Annotated in this window: 14 protein-coding genes; 11 read left to right on the top strand and 3 right to left on the bottom strand. The window is 60.6% G+C overall.

From position 1 onward, the window contains the following. The first annotated feature begins 1 nt into the window (after position 1). The 8 genes from ABRP64_RS10025 (at position 2) to tgt (ending at position 9880) form a co-directional block, all read left to right on the top strand. Positions 2-1048 carry a heme/hemin ABC transporter substrate-binding protein gene (locus tag ABRP64_RS10025; protein ID WP_284819641.1) on the top strand — a complete coding sequence of 349 codons (1047 nt, stop codon included), beginning with the start codon at positions 2-4 and terminating at the stop codon, positions 1046-1048. Beyond that, positions 1029-2078: a FecCD family ABC transporter permease gene (locus ABRP64_RS10020; protein WP_410758063.1), complete on the top strand. Its 1050-nt coding sequence runs from the start codon at positions 1029-1031 to the stop codon at positions 2076-2078. The genes ABRP64_RS10025 and ABRP64_RS10020 overlap by 20 nt, the downstream gene beginning before the upstream one ends. Next, positions 2078-2872 (top strand): heme ABC transporter ATP-binding protein, encoded by a 795-nt coding sequence (locus ABRP64_RS10015; protein WP_284771140.1) that lies wholly within the window; start codon positions 2078-2080, stop codon positions 2870-2872. Before ABRP64_RS10020 ends, ABRP64_RS10015 begins: the two co-directional genes overlap by 1 nt. Then, entirely contained in the window at positions 2865-3923 is a 1059-nt protein-coding gene (locus ABRP64_RS10010; protein WP_284771139.1) for an HtaA domain-containing protein, read from the top strand. The genes ABRP64_RS10015 and ABRP64_RS10010 overlap by 8 nt, the downstream gene beginning before the upstream one ends. 199 nt (positions 3924-4122) lie before the next feature. Beyond that, positions 4123-4764, top strand: coding sequence for a biliverdin-producing heme oxygenase (locus ABRP64_RS10005; protein ID WP_284771138.1), 642 nt, complete (start codon positions 4123-4125; stop codon positions 4762-4764). A gap of 86 nt (positions 4765-4850) precedes the next feature. Next, positions 4851-5711 (top strand): HtaA domain-containing protein, encoded by an 861-nt coding sequence (locus ABRP64_RS10000; RefSeq protein ID WP_284771137.1) that lies wholly within the window; start codon positions 4851-4853, stop codon positions 5709-5711. Positions 5712-5939: 228 nt separating this feature from the next. Further along, positions 5940-8627, top strand: a complete 2688-nt coding sequence (locus ABRP64_RS09995) for an MMPL family transporter (RefSeq protein WP_284852580.1) — start codon at positions 5940-5942, stop codon at positions 8625-8627. Next, positions 8624-9880: a tRNA guanosine(34) transglycosylase Tgt gene (tgt, locus tag ABRP64_RS09990; RefSeq protein ID WP_284796866.1), complete on the top strand. Its 1257-nt coding sequence runs from the start codon at positions 8624-8626 to the stop codon at positions 9878-9880. The genes ABRP64_RS09995 and tgt overlap by 4 nt, the downstream gene beginning before the upstream one ends. Here the strand turns inward: tgt and ABRP64_RS09985 are convergent. Next, positions 9856-10548, bottom strand: coding sequence for a queuosine precursor transporter (locus tag ABRP64_RS09985; protein WP_349866334.1), 693 nt, complete (start codon positions 10546-10548; stop codon positions 9856-9858). The genes tgt and ABRP64_RS09985 overlap by 25 nt on opposite strands. Before the next feature lie 24 nt (positions 10549-10572). On the opposite strand from ABRP64_RS09985, the gene gluQRS reads away from it, so the two are divergent. Genes gluQRS through ABRP64_RS09970 form a run of 3 tightly spaced genes read left to right on the top strand, consistent with a single transcriptional unit; the run spans position 10573 to position 13411 of the window. Further along, positions 10573-11466 (top strand): tRNA glutamyl-Q(34) synthetase GluQRS, encoded by an 894-nt coding sequence (gene gluQRS, locus ABRP64_RS09980; RefSeq protein WP_349866332.1) that lies wholly within the window; start codon positions 10573-10575, stop codon positions 11464-11466. Positions 11467-11479: 13 nt separating this feature from the next. Continuing rightward, on the top strand, positions 11480-13072 hold the full coding sequence (locus tag ABRP64_RS09975; RefSeq protein WP_284771133.1) for a cation:proton antiporter: 1593 nt from the start codon (positions 11480-11482) through the stop codon (positions 13070-13072). Between the two features lie 3 nt (positions 13073-13075). Then, a complete protein-coding gene (locus tag ABRP64_RS09970; RefSeq protein WP_023029973.1) occupies positions 13076-13411 on the top strand; it encodes a hypothetical protein in 336 nt (111 codons plus the stop codon). On the opposite strand, the gene ABRP64_RS09965 is transcribed toward ABRP64_RS09970, so the two are convergent. Next, the gene (locus ABRP64_RS09965) at positions 13408-13656 is read right to left on the bottom strand and encodes a hypothetical protein (protein WP_284785516.1); all 249 of its coding nucleotides are present in this window, start codon (positions 13654-13656) and stop codon (positions 13408-13410) included. The genes ABRP64_RS09970 and ABRP64_RS09965 overlap by 4 nt on opposite strands. Positions 13657-13681: 25 nt before the next feature. Continuing rightward, positions 13682-15223, bottom strand: coding sequence for a molybdopterin-dependent oxidoreductase (locus tag ABRP64_RS09960; protein WP_284771132.1), 1542 nt, complete (start codon positions 15221-15223; stop codon positions 13682-13684). Positions 15224-16000 lie beyond the last annotated feature (777 nt).

Raw genomic sequence — 16000 nt, 5'->3', positions numbered from 1 at the left:
CGTGAAACTCGTTCTTCGTTTCCTCGTGCCATTCCTGTGCATCTTCAGCCTTACCGCGTGCGGTGTGCAGGGAAGCTATACCGATCAGCTACCGGATCCCGCCGATCTCTCGGACCCCAGATCCTTTGAAGGTGTCAGCGATGTCAAGGATTTTGACGATATCGAGCCGGTTACTGATAAGGCAGAGCCGGCGCTTCCGGTGGAGCTTACCGATGCCGATGGTAATGACGTCACTGTCACTGATGCCTCCCGCATCCTCGCGTTGGATATCTATGGCACCTATACCAAGACTCTTAGCGGCTTGGGGCTTGCGGATAATATCGTCGGCCGCACAGTTTCTTCTACCGAGCCCAACCTGGCGGATCTCCCGGTGGTGACCGAAGGCGGCCACAATATCAACGTGGAGGCGGTGCTGGAGCTGCAGCCGACGCTCGTCATTGTGGATCACTCCATTGGCCCGCGCGATGCCATCGATCAAATCCGGGCGGCGGGTGTCACCACCGTGGTGATGGAACCTGAGCGCACCATCGATTCGGTGGGCGAGGACATCACCACGCTTGGCGATGCCCTCGGCTTGCCCGACGAAGCACGTGAGCTAGCCGAACGATCTACCAAGGAAATCGACGAGGCAAAGGGAGCCATCAAAGAGTTGGTTCCCGATGATCCGATGCGCATGGCGTTTCTCTATGCGCGCGGAAACGGCGGCGTTTTCTTCATCATGGGTGACGGTACCGGTGCGCAAGACCTGATTGAAGGCATCGGCGGCGTGGATCTGGCTGCAGAAAACAACCTTTCCCATGCAGAACCTGCTAATGCTGAGGCGCTGGCGCGCATCAATCCAGAGGTGATCATCATGATGACTAATGGCCTGGAATCCACCGGCGGCATTGACGGCTTGCTGGAGCGGCCCGGCGTTGCTCAGACCACCGCCGGCCAGAAGAAGCGCATCGTGACTATCCCGGACGGCCAATCGTTGGCATTTGGTCCCATGACAGGGCAAACGCTGGTGAAGCTAGCAAAGGCTGTGTATGACCCGGACAATGAGTAAGGGCACGGACACCTTCGCGCGCCGCCGCACGCAGCGCACTTGGGTATTCGTACTCCTGGGGATTCTCACCGTGCTCGCGGCGCTCATCTCCGTCGTGCTGGGGCAATACTATGTACCGCTGTCTGATCTCTTCCCCATTTTGGCAGCTGGCCACGGGGAGGATTCCTTGACCGCAAGCGTGGTGTGGGACATTCGCCTACCGCGTTTGGTCTTGGGGCTCGTGGTGGGTGCGGCCTTGGGCGTGGCCGGCACGCTGATGCAGGCGGTGTTCGCCAACCCCCTGGCAGAACCCTCCATTATCGGCGTTACCTCCGGTGCGGGCGTTGGTGCGGCCGTAGTCATCGTCTTTAATATCGAATTCTTCGGTACCTTTACCGTTCCCGCCGCAGCCTTCCTTACCGCGCTGCTGGTTACCTTCATTATCTATCAGCTTGCGCGCCACAACGGAAGGGTTGCCGTGGTGCACCTGATTCTCACCGGCATCGCCATCAATGCGGTATGCAACGCCATCATCTCTTTCATGGTGTACTTGGCGCCGACCGCCAACCGCGAAGCGATCATTTTCTGGCAGATGGGCTCCCTCAACGGCTCGCAGTGGAAACACGTCTGGGCGGTACTGCCCATCGTGGTGGTTGGCCTCGCAGTGGCCTTGCGCCTGGGCAAGCAGTTGGACGTCCTCGCGCTCGGCGAGCGCGCCGCCGCACATACCGGCGTGAACGTGCCGTGGCTGCGCATCGTGGCGATCGTGGCATCGGCAGTGTTGACCGCCGCGGCCGTTTCCTTCGCCGGCCTCATTGGCTTTGTAGGACTTATCGTTCCCCACCTGCTGCGCAGCGTCGTCGGACCAGAAAACCGCATCCTGCTGCCGGCTTCCGCCCTTGGCGGCGCTGTACTCATTGGTTTCGCCGACGTGGCAGCGCGCACGATGATTTCTTTTGCGGATCTTCCCATCGGCATTTTCACCGCCCTGGTGGGTGGGCCAACGTTCTTCATCTTGCTGCGCCGCATGATGCGCAAAGGAGTGCACTGATGATAAACGCTAAAGACTTAACCGTTCGCGTGGGGGAGCACACCCTCGTGGACCAGGTGTCCTTCACTGCTCAAGCGGGCGAAGTTACAGGACTTATCGGTCCGAACGGCGCCGGAAAATCCACCGTCCTAGCTGCCGTGGCTGGAGATATCGACTATTCCGGTGAGATCACCGTGGGTGGGTTATCGCCCAAGGCGCCAGCGCGAGAGCTCGCGCGCACGCGTGCGGTGATGCTCCAAGACGTCTCGGTGTCCTTCGAATTCCTTGTCCGCGATGTCGTTGCGATGGGGCGCCGCCCGTGGGAAGGAACTGCCTACGCAGATCTCGACGATGACTTTATTGACGCCGCCCTCGATGCCGCCGGCGTCGCGCACCTAGCGGGCCGAGACATCAGCACGTTGTCTGGTGGTGAGCGCGCCCGCGCGGCCTTCGCACGGGTGCTTGCCCAAAATACCCCGGTGATCTTGCTGGATGAGCCAACGGCCGCGCTGGATATCCGGCACCAAGAACAACTGTTGGGCTCAGTAAAAGCCCTTGCCCGCGAGGCAGGCGTCGCCGTCCTCGTGGTGCTGCATGACCTCAACGCGGCAGCAGCATATTGCGATCATCTCGTATGCCTGTCGTGCGGGGGAGTAGCAGCCCAAGGGCGCGTAGATGAGGTCTTTACCAGTCCAACATTGTCTCAAGTGTATGGCTGGCCGATATCCGTCGATGGGCTGCAGGTACATCCACAGCGTGCCACGCCCACCATCAACCCACTCTTCTCACATAAATTGGAGGATTTCCATGTTTAAGAAAGTAGTGGTCACCGCTCTCGCGGCGACCGCGCTCACCGTGCCACACGCTTCTGCGGAAGAAACTTGCACCATCGAATCCGGTTCCTTGAACTGGGGAATTAAGCACTCGTGGCGTTCCTACCTCAAAAGCGGTTTTGCTGCTGGTGATTGGTCCACTAGTGGCCCAGTGACGCAAACCGGTGATCCTAAGGGGAAGGATTTCTCTTTCGGCTTCGAGGTCGATCCTGCAACCTCTACGGTAACGGTAGATGAGGAGGGCAATGTGGTGTCGTCCAATATCGAGAGCAAAGACTCCTCGATAACGTTCACCGGTCACCACGGAGCTCTGCATTCCACGGTAGTGGCACCTTTCATCAAGACCTCCGGTAATGAAGCCCAGCTCGGTTCCGGCTACGAGGTCTATCACGTAGAGGGTAAGAATATGCTTCAATACACCGTGGACGACCACATCGACGCTAATAAGCGCACTGGGGATGGGATCTTTGGCCACGGCACGGCGCGATGGACCAAGGAGGGAGACACGCTGACCCTTTCTGCCAGCGATGTGCGGTACAAGGAGCAGCAGGGGACAAAAGATGGAAAAATCGAGGGCGTAGACCAACTTTTCATGGGCATGTATAGCTCAGAGAACAAGCCTGAGCTTGATGATGCCCACCTAACCCTCAAGGTTTCTCCTGGTTGCGGCCAAAAGAAGGATGAAATGCCGCAGAACGAACCTGCTCCGCAGCCGCCGGTAGCTGCGCCGGAAAAGGAAGAGCAGCCACAAAGTCAGCCACCGAAGGACAATCCAGCTCCGCAGCCACCAGCGACCTCACAGACCCCGGCACCGCCGAAGAAGCCGGAGACTCCAAAGAGCCCTGAGACTTCGGAGTCTAAGAAGCCGGGAACTGATAAGCCAGAGAAGGACACTCCCTCCGGTTCTAGTTTCGCCAAGGTGTGGAACTACATCTTGGGCGTGGCAACCATTGGCAGCATGTTTGCCATTCTTGGGCAGGCGTTTATGAAGTCGGGCGCCCTTGAGAGCGTGCGTGCTCTACTCCACCGATAACAAGCTGCTGATCCGATAATAGGGGGTCAGCGGCGCGGGCGGTGTCGGCAGCCGCATCCCGAAGCCGCGCGCACCGCAGGCGGTGGGGTAGGGAGTTAGTTCTTTTGGTTGACTTCTTCCCACAAGCCTTGTAAATAAGGATTGCCTAACCTTAAATTTATATTTGGACATTAGGTAAGCATTACTTTGGAGGAAGTCAGTGACTGTGACGCTCAAGAAACCATTATCCGTCGCATTGCGTGAGGAGACCGCCCACGCCCATGAGAATGCGGAGGGTTCGGCGTTTATGCAGCGGCTCATGTCGGGCCAGCTGAGCGCTGAGGCCGCCGCCGATTTAAGCGGTCAGCTGTGGTTTGTCTATGAGTCTCTGGAGCGTGCAGTCCGCAGTGTGGCGCATACTCCAATCGCCGGTGCGGTGGCCGATCCACGCCTTGAGCGGCGCTTTGCTCTGGAGGCGGATCTGGCGGAGCTCGTCGGCGGCGACTGGCGTGAAAAGATCCGGATCCTGCCGGCGACAGCATCCTACGTTGCCCGCCTAGAAGGGGTATCCGGCAGCGCGGTAGAAGTGGTGGCCCATCACTATGTCCGGTATCTCGGTGACGTCTCCGGCGGTCAGGTGATTGCCGCGCGCCTCGGCACCCTCTATGACATCGAACCGGATGCGCTGAACTTTTATGACTTCAGTGCCATCGGCAAGATTCCGCCGTACCGCAAGGGCTACCGCGAACGCCTAGACGGCCTCATGCTGACTGCGGAGCAGCGCGAGGCTTTGCTCTCAGAGGCGCAGCGCGCATTTGCTTTCAACTCGGGGATCTTCACCGAGCTTGATAAGCGCCACTGATTTACTTTTTCTAATTTTCCAAATAAGGTAAGGCTCGCCTAATATTTTAGGCAAAGCTTCACCACTGCTTTCAAGAGGAGAAATTCATGAAAACAACATCCGTCATCGCCGTTGGAGCGGTTGCACTTGGCGCCGTCAGCGCCCCAGTAGCCTCTGCCGATGAGGCTCCAGCCGATGTCCCCGCCGTGGAATCCGGCCAATTGAACTGGCCCATCAAGGAATCCTTCATTCACCACGTGGAGACCAACCCGCTTGCCAAAGGTATCATCAATACCACCGAAGGCGCGGAGAAGGTAGGAAAGGACTTCACCTTCCCGGTCGATGCGGCCCACACCACGCTGGATGCTGAGGGAAACGGCACTATTGACACTCAGGGATCCGTGCAGATTCAAGGCTATCCAGGCCTCGGCCCTAATGGTTCCTACGGCGTCGATCTCACGTTCTCGGATATCAAGGTAGAAGTAGCAGGACAAAACGCCACCATCACCGCGGATTATAAACTTACGGGCGCCTCGGGCCCGCTTAAGAACAAGCCGGTTGAATTGTCTGGCGATGACGCCGCAATCTCTACCTTCACGCTTACTGAGTCCTTGGTACCGGAAACCGGCAAGACCTATGCCACAACTGATGCCCCCACCTCGCTGACCCAGACGGGCTCCGACATCTTCTTGGGCAAGTACCCAGTGGGGCAGCCGCTTGACGATGCCAACTCGGATCTCACCGTGGCATTCGACGGTGCCTCCGAAAACGCTAAACCATCTGACCAGGTAACCCCAGAAAAGAAGCCTTCGGGCGACAACGCTGCAGCCGATGGTTCTTCTTTCCACGGTTCTTCGTTCGGCACACTAGGCGAGACCATCGCTGCTGTTATCGAGCGGGTAAAGAAAATTAGCGCCTTCTTCTCTGACCTCGTTCTTCCTGGTCTGAGCTTGTCGAAGTTCGTTTAAACAGCGAGCGCTCTCTCGCGGCTGCATTGTCTACGCCGCTCCGCCGTGGCCACCCGATCTAGTCCTTGACTGCATCGAATGGCCACGGTTCTTTTTGGCCCGCCGCCTTGGCATCGTCTGTGAATACGGGCTGCCCGGCGGCTAAGTAATAGGGAATAAGGGGCACGGCAACTACACTAGGGCGAAGTTAAATCCGTCCGACTACGCGAATGCGAAGGTACATTTCCCGTGGCTAAACTCCTCTACCGGCTCGGGCGCTGGTCATTCCTCAATAAATGGAAGGTCATCGTCACCTGGGTGGTCCTACTGGCCGCCGCCGGCGGCGCTACCGCCTTGTTGATGAAACCGATGACGAGCGAGTTCGCTATCAAAGGCACCCCGTCCATCGATGCCACTTACAAGACGATGGACCTTTTCCCGGAAGGCGGAAACCCCGCCAACTCCCCATCGGTGAACTTGGTCTTCCAAGCCCCGGAGGGCCAAAAGCTCTCGGATCCCGCCAATGAAAAGGCCATCAACGCGGTCATTTCCCACCTCGAGGACAACCTGGAGATGGGCGATACCATGCGCTTTGGCAACCCGCTTGAGGTCTCGCCGCGGCTGCAGGACGAGGTCGTCCACCAGTTCACGGAGATGGGGCTGCCGGAATCATCCGCGCGTGCCGATGCCGATAACCTCGCCATGGTCAATGAGGATGAGACCATTGCCTATACCACCTTCGATTTTGATGCCGAATCGCCCTATAGCGTGGATCAGGCCGATAAGGACATCGTGACGGAAGCGATGGACATCGGCAGGCAGCAGGGGCTTACCGTCGAGGCCGGCGGCGCCGGGTTTGGCGATGAGATTCGGGTTAACTCCACTTCCGAGATCATCGGTCTTGGCGTGGCCTTCCTCGTCCTCATCTTTACCTTTGGCTCCCTGGTCGCTTCTGGAATGCCGCTGATTTCCGCCGTCATCGGGGTCGGCCTGGGTGCATGCGGCATGCTGATTACCACGCACTGGATAGAGCTCAACAACATGACGCCGGTGCTGGCCATCATGATTGGCCTGGCGGTGGGCATCGACTATGCGCTGTTTATCTTGTCCCGCTACCGCGCCGAGCGCGCCCGCATGTCCGCCCCAGAAGCAGCCGGTATGGCGGCAGGAACGGCGGGCTCTTCCGTGGTCTTCGCCGGAACCACCGTCTTTACCGCGCTTTTTGCCCTGCTCATTGCACGCATCGAATTCCTCACCGCCATGGGGCTTTCCGCCGCCGCAACCGTGGCCATCGCCGTCCTCGTCTCCCTCACGCTCATCCCCGCGATGCTCGGGCTTTTGGGGGACAAGGCGTTTAGCGGCCGCATCCCCGGCGTGGCCGGCAACCCTTCCCGCAAGGGAAAGGTGCGCCGCGGCCCAACCATGGGCCATCGCTGGGTACGACTGGTACAAAAGGTGCCCGGCTTGGCGATGGCCCTCGTCGTCCTCTCCCTCGGCGCCATGACCGCCCCCGTGCTCCACATGGAGTTGGCGCTGCCTGCCGATACCACCTCGAATCCCGATACCACCCAGCGCAAGGCTGCCGACCTGATGGCCGAGGGCTTCGGCCCTGGCGTCAACGGGCCGTTCCTCGCGGTTGTCGATGCCCACACCATCAACGCCGATTCCGCCGCACTCGCCCCATTGGTGGCGGCTCAAGGCGGAGAAGCCGAACCCGAAGAAGGCGCCGGCGAGCCACCCGCCGATAATCCGGAGGATCATGCGCCTGACAACGCGCCTGAGCCCGCGCCCGACGAGGCGCCCGATCAGCCGGCGGACCTGCCAGCCGACCAGCCCGGTGATCACCCCGCAGAACACCCTGTTGACCAGCCTGGCGACCAGCCAGCGGAACACCCCGCGGATCAGCCCGGCGAACAGCCAGCGGAGCCGGAAATCGCCCCCGTCGCAGAGGTCGAGGACAAGGAAGACGCCGCCGCGCCGACCAGCGCCGAAGACAAGGCAGCGCTGGCGTCCTTCCTCTACACCGCGGATCAGCTGAAGACGCTCGGCGGGGTAAAGCACGCACAAATCGTTGCACTCAGCGAGGACCAGCGCGCGGCACAAATCATGGTGACCCCGGAAACCTCGCCAACGGAAGCCGCAACCATTAATGTCGCGCACGCGCTGCGCTCTGCCACCAAGGAGATCGAAGGCACCACCGGCACCGAGATCGGCCTGACGGGCTTGACTGCCGTGCAGTTGGACATTACCGAGCGCCTGCGCGATGCGATGGCGCCTTACTTGAGCATTGTTGTGGGGCTGGCAATCGTGCTGCTGCTCGTCGTCTTCCGCTCCATCTTGGTGCCGCTGGTAGCGGGCCTCGGCTTCCTGCTTTCGGTCGGCGGCGCCTTTGGACTCACGGTGCTGGTATGGCAAGACGGCCTGTGGGGCCTCGTCCCAGGCCCCGGCCCGCTGCTATCGTTCATGCCGATCTTCCTCATCGGCGTGACCTTCGGCCTGGCCATGGACTATCAGGTATTCCTGGTCACCCGCATGCGCGAGCACATCGCGCGGCATCCGAAGGGCACGGCGGGGCCCTATAGCGCTGTCGATGAGGCCACCATCACCGGCTTTACCCAGGGCGCGCGCGTGGTGACGGCCGCCGCCATCATCATGATTTCGGTCTTCGTGGCCTTTATCAACCAGCCGCTGCCGTTCATCCAGATCTTCGGCTTTGCCTTGGCAGCGGGCGTGCTTTTCGATGCCTTCTTTGTCCGCATGACCCTCGTCCCCGCCTCCATGTTCCTCATGGGCCGTGCTACGTGGTGGATGCCCAAGTGGCTGGATAAGATCCTGCCCACCGTAGACATCGAAGGCACCGCGCTTGAGGAAGAATGGGAAGCACAACACGCGGATGACGGCCAGAAGACCAGGGAAGAAGAGGAAAATAAGGAATGAAGGACTTAAGTTTCGACATCGATAAGCGCCTGCCCGAAGGCCCCGGCAAGCATGGCCGCAGCGGTATTATCCACACCCCGCACGGAGATATCGCCACCCCGGCGTTTATCCCAGTGGCGACCAAGGCCACGGTGAAGACGTTGACGCCGGAGCAGATTCGCGCCACCGGAACGCAGGCGATTTTGTCCAATGCCTATCACCTCTACCTGCAGCCGGGCCATGACATCGTGGATGAGGCCGGCGGCGTGGCGAAATTCGAGAACTGGCACGGGCCGACCTACACCGATTCCGGCGGATTCCAGGTGATGTCTTTGGGCGTGGGCTTTAAAAAGGTCATCGCCATGGACTTGGCGGATCTCACCGAGAAGGATATTCGCGCCGCAAAAAGGGAGCGCATGGCCAAGGTGGATGAGGAAGGCGTGGATTTCCGCTCGATTATCGATGGCTCCAAGCACCGCTTTACGCCCGAAAAATCCATGCAGATTCAGCACGGGCTGGGCGCGGACATCATGTTCGCCTTTGACGAGCTGACCACGCTCATTGATTCGCGCACCTACCAGGAAGAATCCGTGGCCCGCACGCACCGGTGGGCGCAGCGGTGCCTAGAGGAACATGACAGGCTCACCCGCGAGCGCTACCACCGCCCGAAGCAATCGCTGTGGGGCGTGGTGCAGGGCGCGCAATACGAGGACCTGCGCCGCCAGGCCACCCGCGGGCTCTTGGACCTGGACCGCGCCGCGCGGGAGAAGGGTCAGCGCGGTTTCGGCGGCTTCGGCATCGGCGGCGCGCTGGAAAAGCAGAACCTGGGCACCATCGTGGGCTGGGTGTGCGACGAACTGCCGGACGATAAACCGCGCCACCTGCTCGGCATCTCCGAGCCCGATGACATCTTCACCGCGGTCGAAGCCGGCGCCGATACCTTCGATTGCGTCGCGCCGACCCGCCTGGCTCGCCGCGGTGGCGTCTACACGCTCGATGGCCGCCTCAACCTCACCAATGCGCGGTTCAAGCGGGATTTCAAGGGCATCGACGAGGAATTTGGCGGCTACGTCACGGAGAATTACTCGCGCGCCTACCTGCACCACCTGCTCAAGGCGAAGGAATTTTTGGCCGGCACGCTGTGCACCATCCACAACGTGGAATTCATGGTGCGGCTAGTAGATAATATTCGCGCCGCCATCAACGGCGGCTACTACGAGGACTACCGCGATGAATTCTTGGGCCGCTACTACGCGGCGTCGAAGGCGCGGTAATCTTCGCGCTTTTTCACCAGCTTGATAACAGTGGAGGTTATGGGCAAGAGGACGACCTCAATCAGCGTCTTCCACACAAAGCCCACCACCACGTAGTTGATGAACCCGCTCGTGGTGTCGATGCCGATGACGGGCGCGGCGATGGCGCAAAACAGCAAGGTATCGCCAAACTCGCCCACCACGGTGGAGGCGATCAGCCGGGAGAAAAGGCCCTTTTCGCCGCTGCGCTTCTTCATTGCGGTCAGCGTCCACGCGTTGAGCAGCTGGCCCACCAGGTAGCCGGCCAGGGAGGCCAAAACGATGCGCGGCACCAGGCCCAGCGTGGCGGCGAAGGCCTCCTGGCCCTCATAGAAATCCGCCGCGGGCAGCCAGATGGCGATGTAGAAACACACTACGGCGAGCAGTGCCATTGCAAAGCCGATGTAGATGGCGCGCCGGGTGGACTTGAAGCCGTAGCACTCGGATAAAACGTCGCCGACGATATAGGCCAGCGGGAAGAGGAAGAAGGCGCCATCGGTCACGAGCGGTCCGAGCTGGACGCCCTTGGTGGCGTTGATATTAGAAATCAAAAACGTCACGACGAAAATGGTGACGAGCCAGGGGTAAAGAGTGGAATGAACGGGGATAAAGCGCACTTGATAGGAGGGGGATTTTTCCATGCCCACCATTGTGCCAAACCGTATGCTGGGAATATGAATTCCGCGACCACCGGGGCGGGCCGCTACGCCCCGAGCCCTTCCGGCGATCTGCACTTTGGCAACCTGCGCACGGCGCTTCTGGCGTGGCTCTACGCGCGGTCGACGGGGCGCAGGTTTGTGGTGCGGGTGGAAGACATCGATAAGCAGCGCTCCTCCCGCGCGGCGGCCGAGCGCCAGCTTGCGGACCTTGCGGCCCTGGGGCTGGAGTGGGATGGCGAGGTCATCTACCAGCAGGATCGCGAGGCCGCCTATGCCGCGGCGCTCCAGAAGCTGCCGGTCTACGAGTGCTACTGCTCGCGCAAGGATACCCGCGAAGCCTCCCGCGCCCCGCACGCCATTCCGGGCCAGTACCCGGGCACCTGCCGTGGGCTTTCCGATGCCCAACGTGCCACCAAACGCGCCCAGCTCGCCGCCGAGAACCGTCAGCCGGCGCTGCGCCTGCGCGCAGACGTCTCCATCTTCACCATCCACGACGCCCTGCACGGCGAGTACACCGGTGACGTCGATGATTTTATCCTGCGCCGCGGCGGGCAGGACGGCGGCTGGGCCTATAACCTGGCGGTGGTCGTTGATGATGCCTACCAGGGTATCGACCAGGTGGTCCGCGGCGACGATCTCTTATCCTCCGCCCCACGCCAGGCCTACCTGGCCTCCTTATTGGGGATTGCACCGCCGAGCTACGTGCACGTGCCGCTGGTCCTGAATACCGCGGGCAAGCGCCTGGCCAAGCGCGATGGCGCGGTGACGATGCGGGATATGGGGGAGCCGAGGGGCATCGTCAAGCAGCTGGCGCAGTCTTTGGGCTATGAGGCGGAGACCGCCGCCGAGCTCCTCGCGCAATTCCGGCCGGAGGAATTGAGCCGCGAGCCGTATATTTGGCGCGCGTAATACTATCGAGCCCATGGAAGTTTTACTGGTTCTCATCGGGCTCATGCTGCTGACCGTCTTCGTCGTTGCGATCGGCGATAGGGTCGGGCTGCCCTGGCCCGCGCTGCTGACGATTATTACCGCCTGCGCCGTTTTCGTGCCGGGGCTGCCGCAATTCGACATCCCCACCGAGCTCATCCTTCCCATCTTCTTGCCGCCGCTGCTGTGGGCGCTGGCGCGGCGCACGTCCTGGGGTGTGATTCGCGGGCAGTGGGTGACCATCCTGAGCCTGTCCGTGCTCCTCGTTGTTGCCACCACCCTCGCCGTGGGTGCAACCGCCTACGCCTTCCTGCCGGGGATTAGCATCGCCGCCGCCATCCTCATCGGCGCGGCCATCGCCCCGCCGGACCCCGTGGCCGTGGATGCGGTGGCCGAGCCCGCCGGCATCCCGCGCCGCATCATCACCACCTTACAAACGGAGGGGCTGTTTAATGATGCCGCCTCCATCGTCGCCTTCCACCTCGCGCTCGCCGCCGTGACCCAGGGCGGCGATATCTCCTTTGGCAGCGGCGTGCTGAGCTTCCTCTATTCGTCCGTCGTCGCGCTTGCTATCGGCTGGCTCATCGGGCGGCTGACGGCGCTGTTTATTACCCGCGTCCACGATGTGGTCGCGCGCAACGCCCTGACCTGGGTGGTTCCTTTCGCCACCTTCCTCGTGGCCGAGGAATTAAAAGCCTCCGGTGTTATCGCCGTGGTCATCGCCGCCGTCGAGCTCAACTCGCGCGCTGATATCCAGGCCGAGGACCGGCTTTCCGGCCAGTCTTTCTGGGAGACCATGGAGCTGCTGTTTACCGGCGTCGCGTTCGGCCTAATCGGGCTGACGGTTAATACGGCCATCGCGGAGGTCGGCTCGGATTTGTGGCACTCGGTCATGGTTGGCGTGATCCTCTCGCTGGTGGCCTTCGTGGTGCGTTTTGTGTGGATGTTCTTCTACTACCGCCTCAACGTCTCGCGCGGGCGCCCGCACGTTGCTCCGCTGCGGATGCAGGAGGTATTGCTGATGACCTGGTCCGGCATGCGCGGCCTGGTGACCTTGGCGCTGGTTCTATCCATTCCTACCGGCGTCTTCGCCTTCCACCACGAGCTGGCCGTTATCGCCCTGACCGTCCTGTTGGTCACCATGGTGCTGCCCGGCCTGCTGCTGCCGTGGCTGATGAGGCAGCTCGATCTCACTGAGGCCTCGCAGGCCGCCAACGATAAGATGCGCGCCGCGGTGGTCTCGCGGGCGCGCGCCGCCAGCATCGATGCGCTATCGCAATTCCGGCCCGAGGACGATGCCACCGGCGAGGCCGAAACTGTCGATCCGGAAATTTCCGCCAACGTCATCCAGTGGTTTGAGGACCGCCTGGGTGATGGCGAAAACCCCGCCGAGAATAACGACGAGCGCAAGCAGCGCGCCGAGGAGGCCCGCCGCGTCGCGCTGGAGGCCCGGCGCACCGCGCTTAACGCCGCGCAGAGCGAGCTCCTAGTCCTGCGCAAGGATCGGGCCTTCAATCCGGCCATCGTGGATGAGATACTGGAAGAGATCGACCGCATGGTCATCGGCACTAAGCACCGGGAGATTTAGCCCATGGATCCACGACACTATGCCGAGCTCGAAGACGCGATGGACTACCTCTACGATTTCCTCGACGAGGACTTGGCGGACCGCGTGCGCGCCGAGCGCGAGTTCGTTCCGGCGGGCTTAGAAAGCTTGCTTGCCGATGACTCCCTCGACGACTACGTCTGGCTCTGGATCAAGGATTCCGGGCCGAATGGCTTCCGGCAGTACCTGCGCGATGGCGGTTATTCCGAGGCCGAGGTACGCCAGACCTTCGCGTGGGCGCGCAGCGAGTGGGGGATGAATACCCCACCGCATATCGCGTGGCTTAAAGAGGACGGCTACGAGCCGCCGCGCATCGATTAGGCCAGGCGGTACGGCCCCGCTTTGCGCACCGCTGCATCAATGACCTCCGGGTCCACCGAGACGGACTCAGCGTGCTTGATGACGACATCCGCGGTGGCATCCCCGGTCATCTCGAAGGTGGCTTGGCCCATTCCCGTATCGGCAAAGATGCCGTAGAGCTTTTGCAGGCACTTGCGCACGTCATTGTCATTGCGGATGCCATCGATGGCGATGCGGGTTTCGGTGACGGAAGATTTATCAGTCATAGAAACAAATTCTAATCCTTCGGTGTTAGATGCGGCCGTTGAAGGCTTGGAGCGCGGAATCCTCGCGGGTGCCGCCGCGGCCATCGCCGTAGTCGGCGTAATCACCAATCCAGGCAATCCGCGATACCCACTTCACTGCCTTATACCCGTGGTTCGATTCCACGCGGGCGCGCACTGGGGCGCCCAAGTGTAGATCGATGTCCTGGTCATTGCGCGAAATCGCCAAAATTGACTGATCCTCCATGGCGGTCTCGATATCGAAGGCCGCGTAGAAAGGCTCGCGCGGGCGGTTATCGTACATCTTTTGCGCCAAGCCATAGGACTCGATGAGCACGTAGTTGGCGCCTTCGGGGCGGGGGCAGAGTAGCTCGAGGACATCGGCAAGCTTGGGCCCTCCCCACTTGGAGGTCGCAGACCATCCCTGCATGCAGGTATGCGTGGCGATGTAGGATGTCTGCGGCAGCTCCCGCAACTGCTCAAGGGTGACGGTCTTTTCGGTGCCGTTGACATCATCAGCCACGGTAATGGCGTAGTCCTCCCAGCCATTGCGCTTGTACTCGGTCCACTCCGGGGACTCCTTCTCCGTCGGCGGCAGGCCGTTGGTCCAGTGGAAGGAGGAAATGGGCATCGGCGAGTCCTTGGTTTCCTTGGGCTTGCGCGGGTGGAAGTGGTTCAGCGAAAGCTTGCGGCCGATTTCGGTGAACGAGACCAAGAAATTATGTGCCCGGACGCGGTCCGCCAAGGTCCAATAGGACAGGGCAATCCAGAAGATGATGACCGCCACGATGGTGATGACGACGGTGGTAAAGGCCTGCACATAGCGCTCGGTGGAGACGTCACCGAAGACGATGTGGACCATGTTGTACTCGCGGTGCACGAAGAAGACCAGCACCACGTGGACCAGGATGAACGCGGACATCAAGACCATGCCGATAAAGTGCAGCGACCGCGCACCTTGGTGGCCGCCCAGCATCTTTACAAACCACGGGAAGCGCACGCGGATGGCCGGCGACATCCCCAGGCCGGTCACCATCATGAAGGGCGCAACGATGAAGATGACGAAGGCGTAGGCGAGTTGCTGGAGGGCATCGTATGGCGTGAAGTGCTCGATGCCGGGCGCGCTGAGGCTGATATAGACCTTGAAGGTATCCCACGCCTCCGGGATGATGTCCCAGGAGGTGGGGATGAGGCGCTGCCACAGGCCGGTGGCAAAGAGCAGCACGACGTACACCAGGCCATTGAGGACCCACAGCATGACCGAAAGGCCGTGCCAGTGGCGGCCCAGGCCAATGTTTTCGCGGCCCGGCAGCGCCACGACCGGTGACCACGAAAGCTCGTCCATCAAAGAGGTATATACGCCCTCTTCCTTGGGCAGCTTGCGCTTGGTAAAACGCAGCCATTCGGTGCCAGGCGCGCAGTCATTGCGCCACCACAGGCGCGGCATGGAAGAAAGCATTTCCAGCCCGGAGCGCAAGAGCATGCCGATGAGTACAAAGTTGATGAGGTGCGTCGCGCGAAGCCACAAAGGAAAATCGGGGTTTTCGCCGAGAGCCAAGACATAGTCCATGGGGAGCGTCCTAGGGAGATAGGTTATGGGAAAAGGGCTATCTCTATTTTGACGGCTTTTCATGGATTAAACAAGCAGGGCGGATTCTAGGGGTCGTTGCAACGATGATGGTTATTTTGGTGTGATACTACCGGTTTGTGTCAGGGCGTTGCCGAGACAAATTCCTCTGTGCTGCACGCACGAACTTAGCGAGTATGCCGGCATCGCGGGCCGGTGGGGAAGTAGCGGGCAGTTCTGCCAGTATTGCTTGCAGGTGTTTGACTGCGCTGTTGGAGCCGTCTCGCGCGTACTCGTAGTCTCCACCGTGTCCGTGGGCTTTGATGAATAGGGCGCACAGGTGTGCGTCCTGAGCTTCATGAATAATGTCAACCATTCCCCCAGATCTCCTAGTCACCCCTTTTCCCAAGTGCTTTTTATTTTTCCCGAAGCCCGCCACGCTATGACCAAGTTAACGACCTGAACGGGGGTTAGCCTCATAATCCAACCGACCCCTTTTTGTTCGGACTCCGCCTGTTTCGTGATGTTTACGTCACTACATTCAGCAGGATCGGGCTTACTACATTCAGCAGGATCGGGCTTCCCAGAGGTGAGAATTGCGATTGTGCATACAAGTCCCATAAAAAGAGGGACAAATATGGGAAACTTTGTTGTACTAGTCACCATAAACAGGCCTATGCCGACTAGCAGTAGGACCACGAAGGGGTCAAGTCCGTTTGAGTGGTGTTTCTACCTTTCGATAGAGCATGCAGTGTGATGGTGTCAGGGGCCAGCACGTGC

The organism is Corynebacterium sp. KPL4015, from assembly GCF_040225725.1.
GTDB lineage: Bacteria > Actinomycetota > Actinomycetes > Mycobacteriales > Mycobacteriaceae > Corynebacterium > Corynebacterium rhinophilum.
This window is presented reverse-complemented; position numbering and strand designations above follow the sequence as displayed.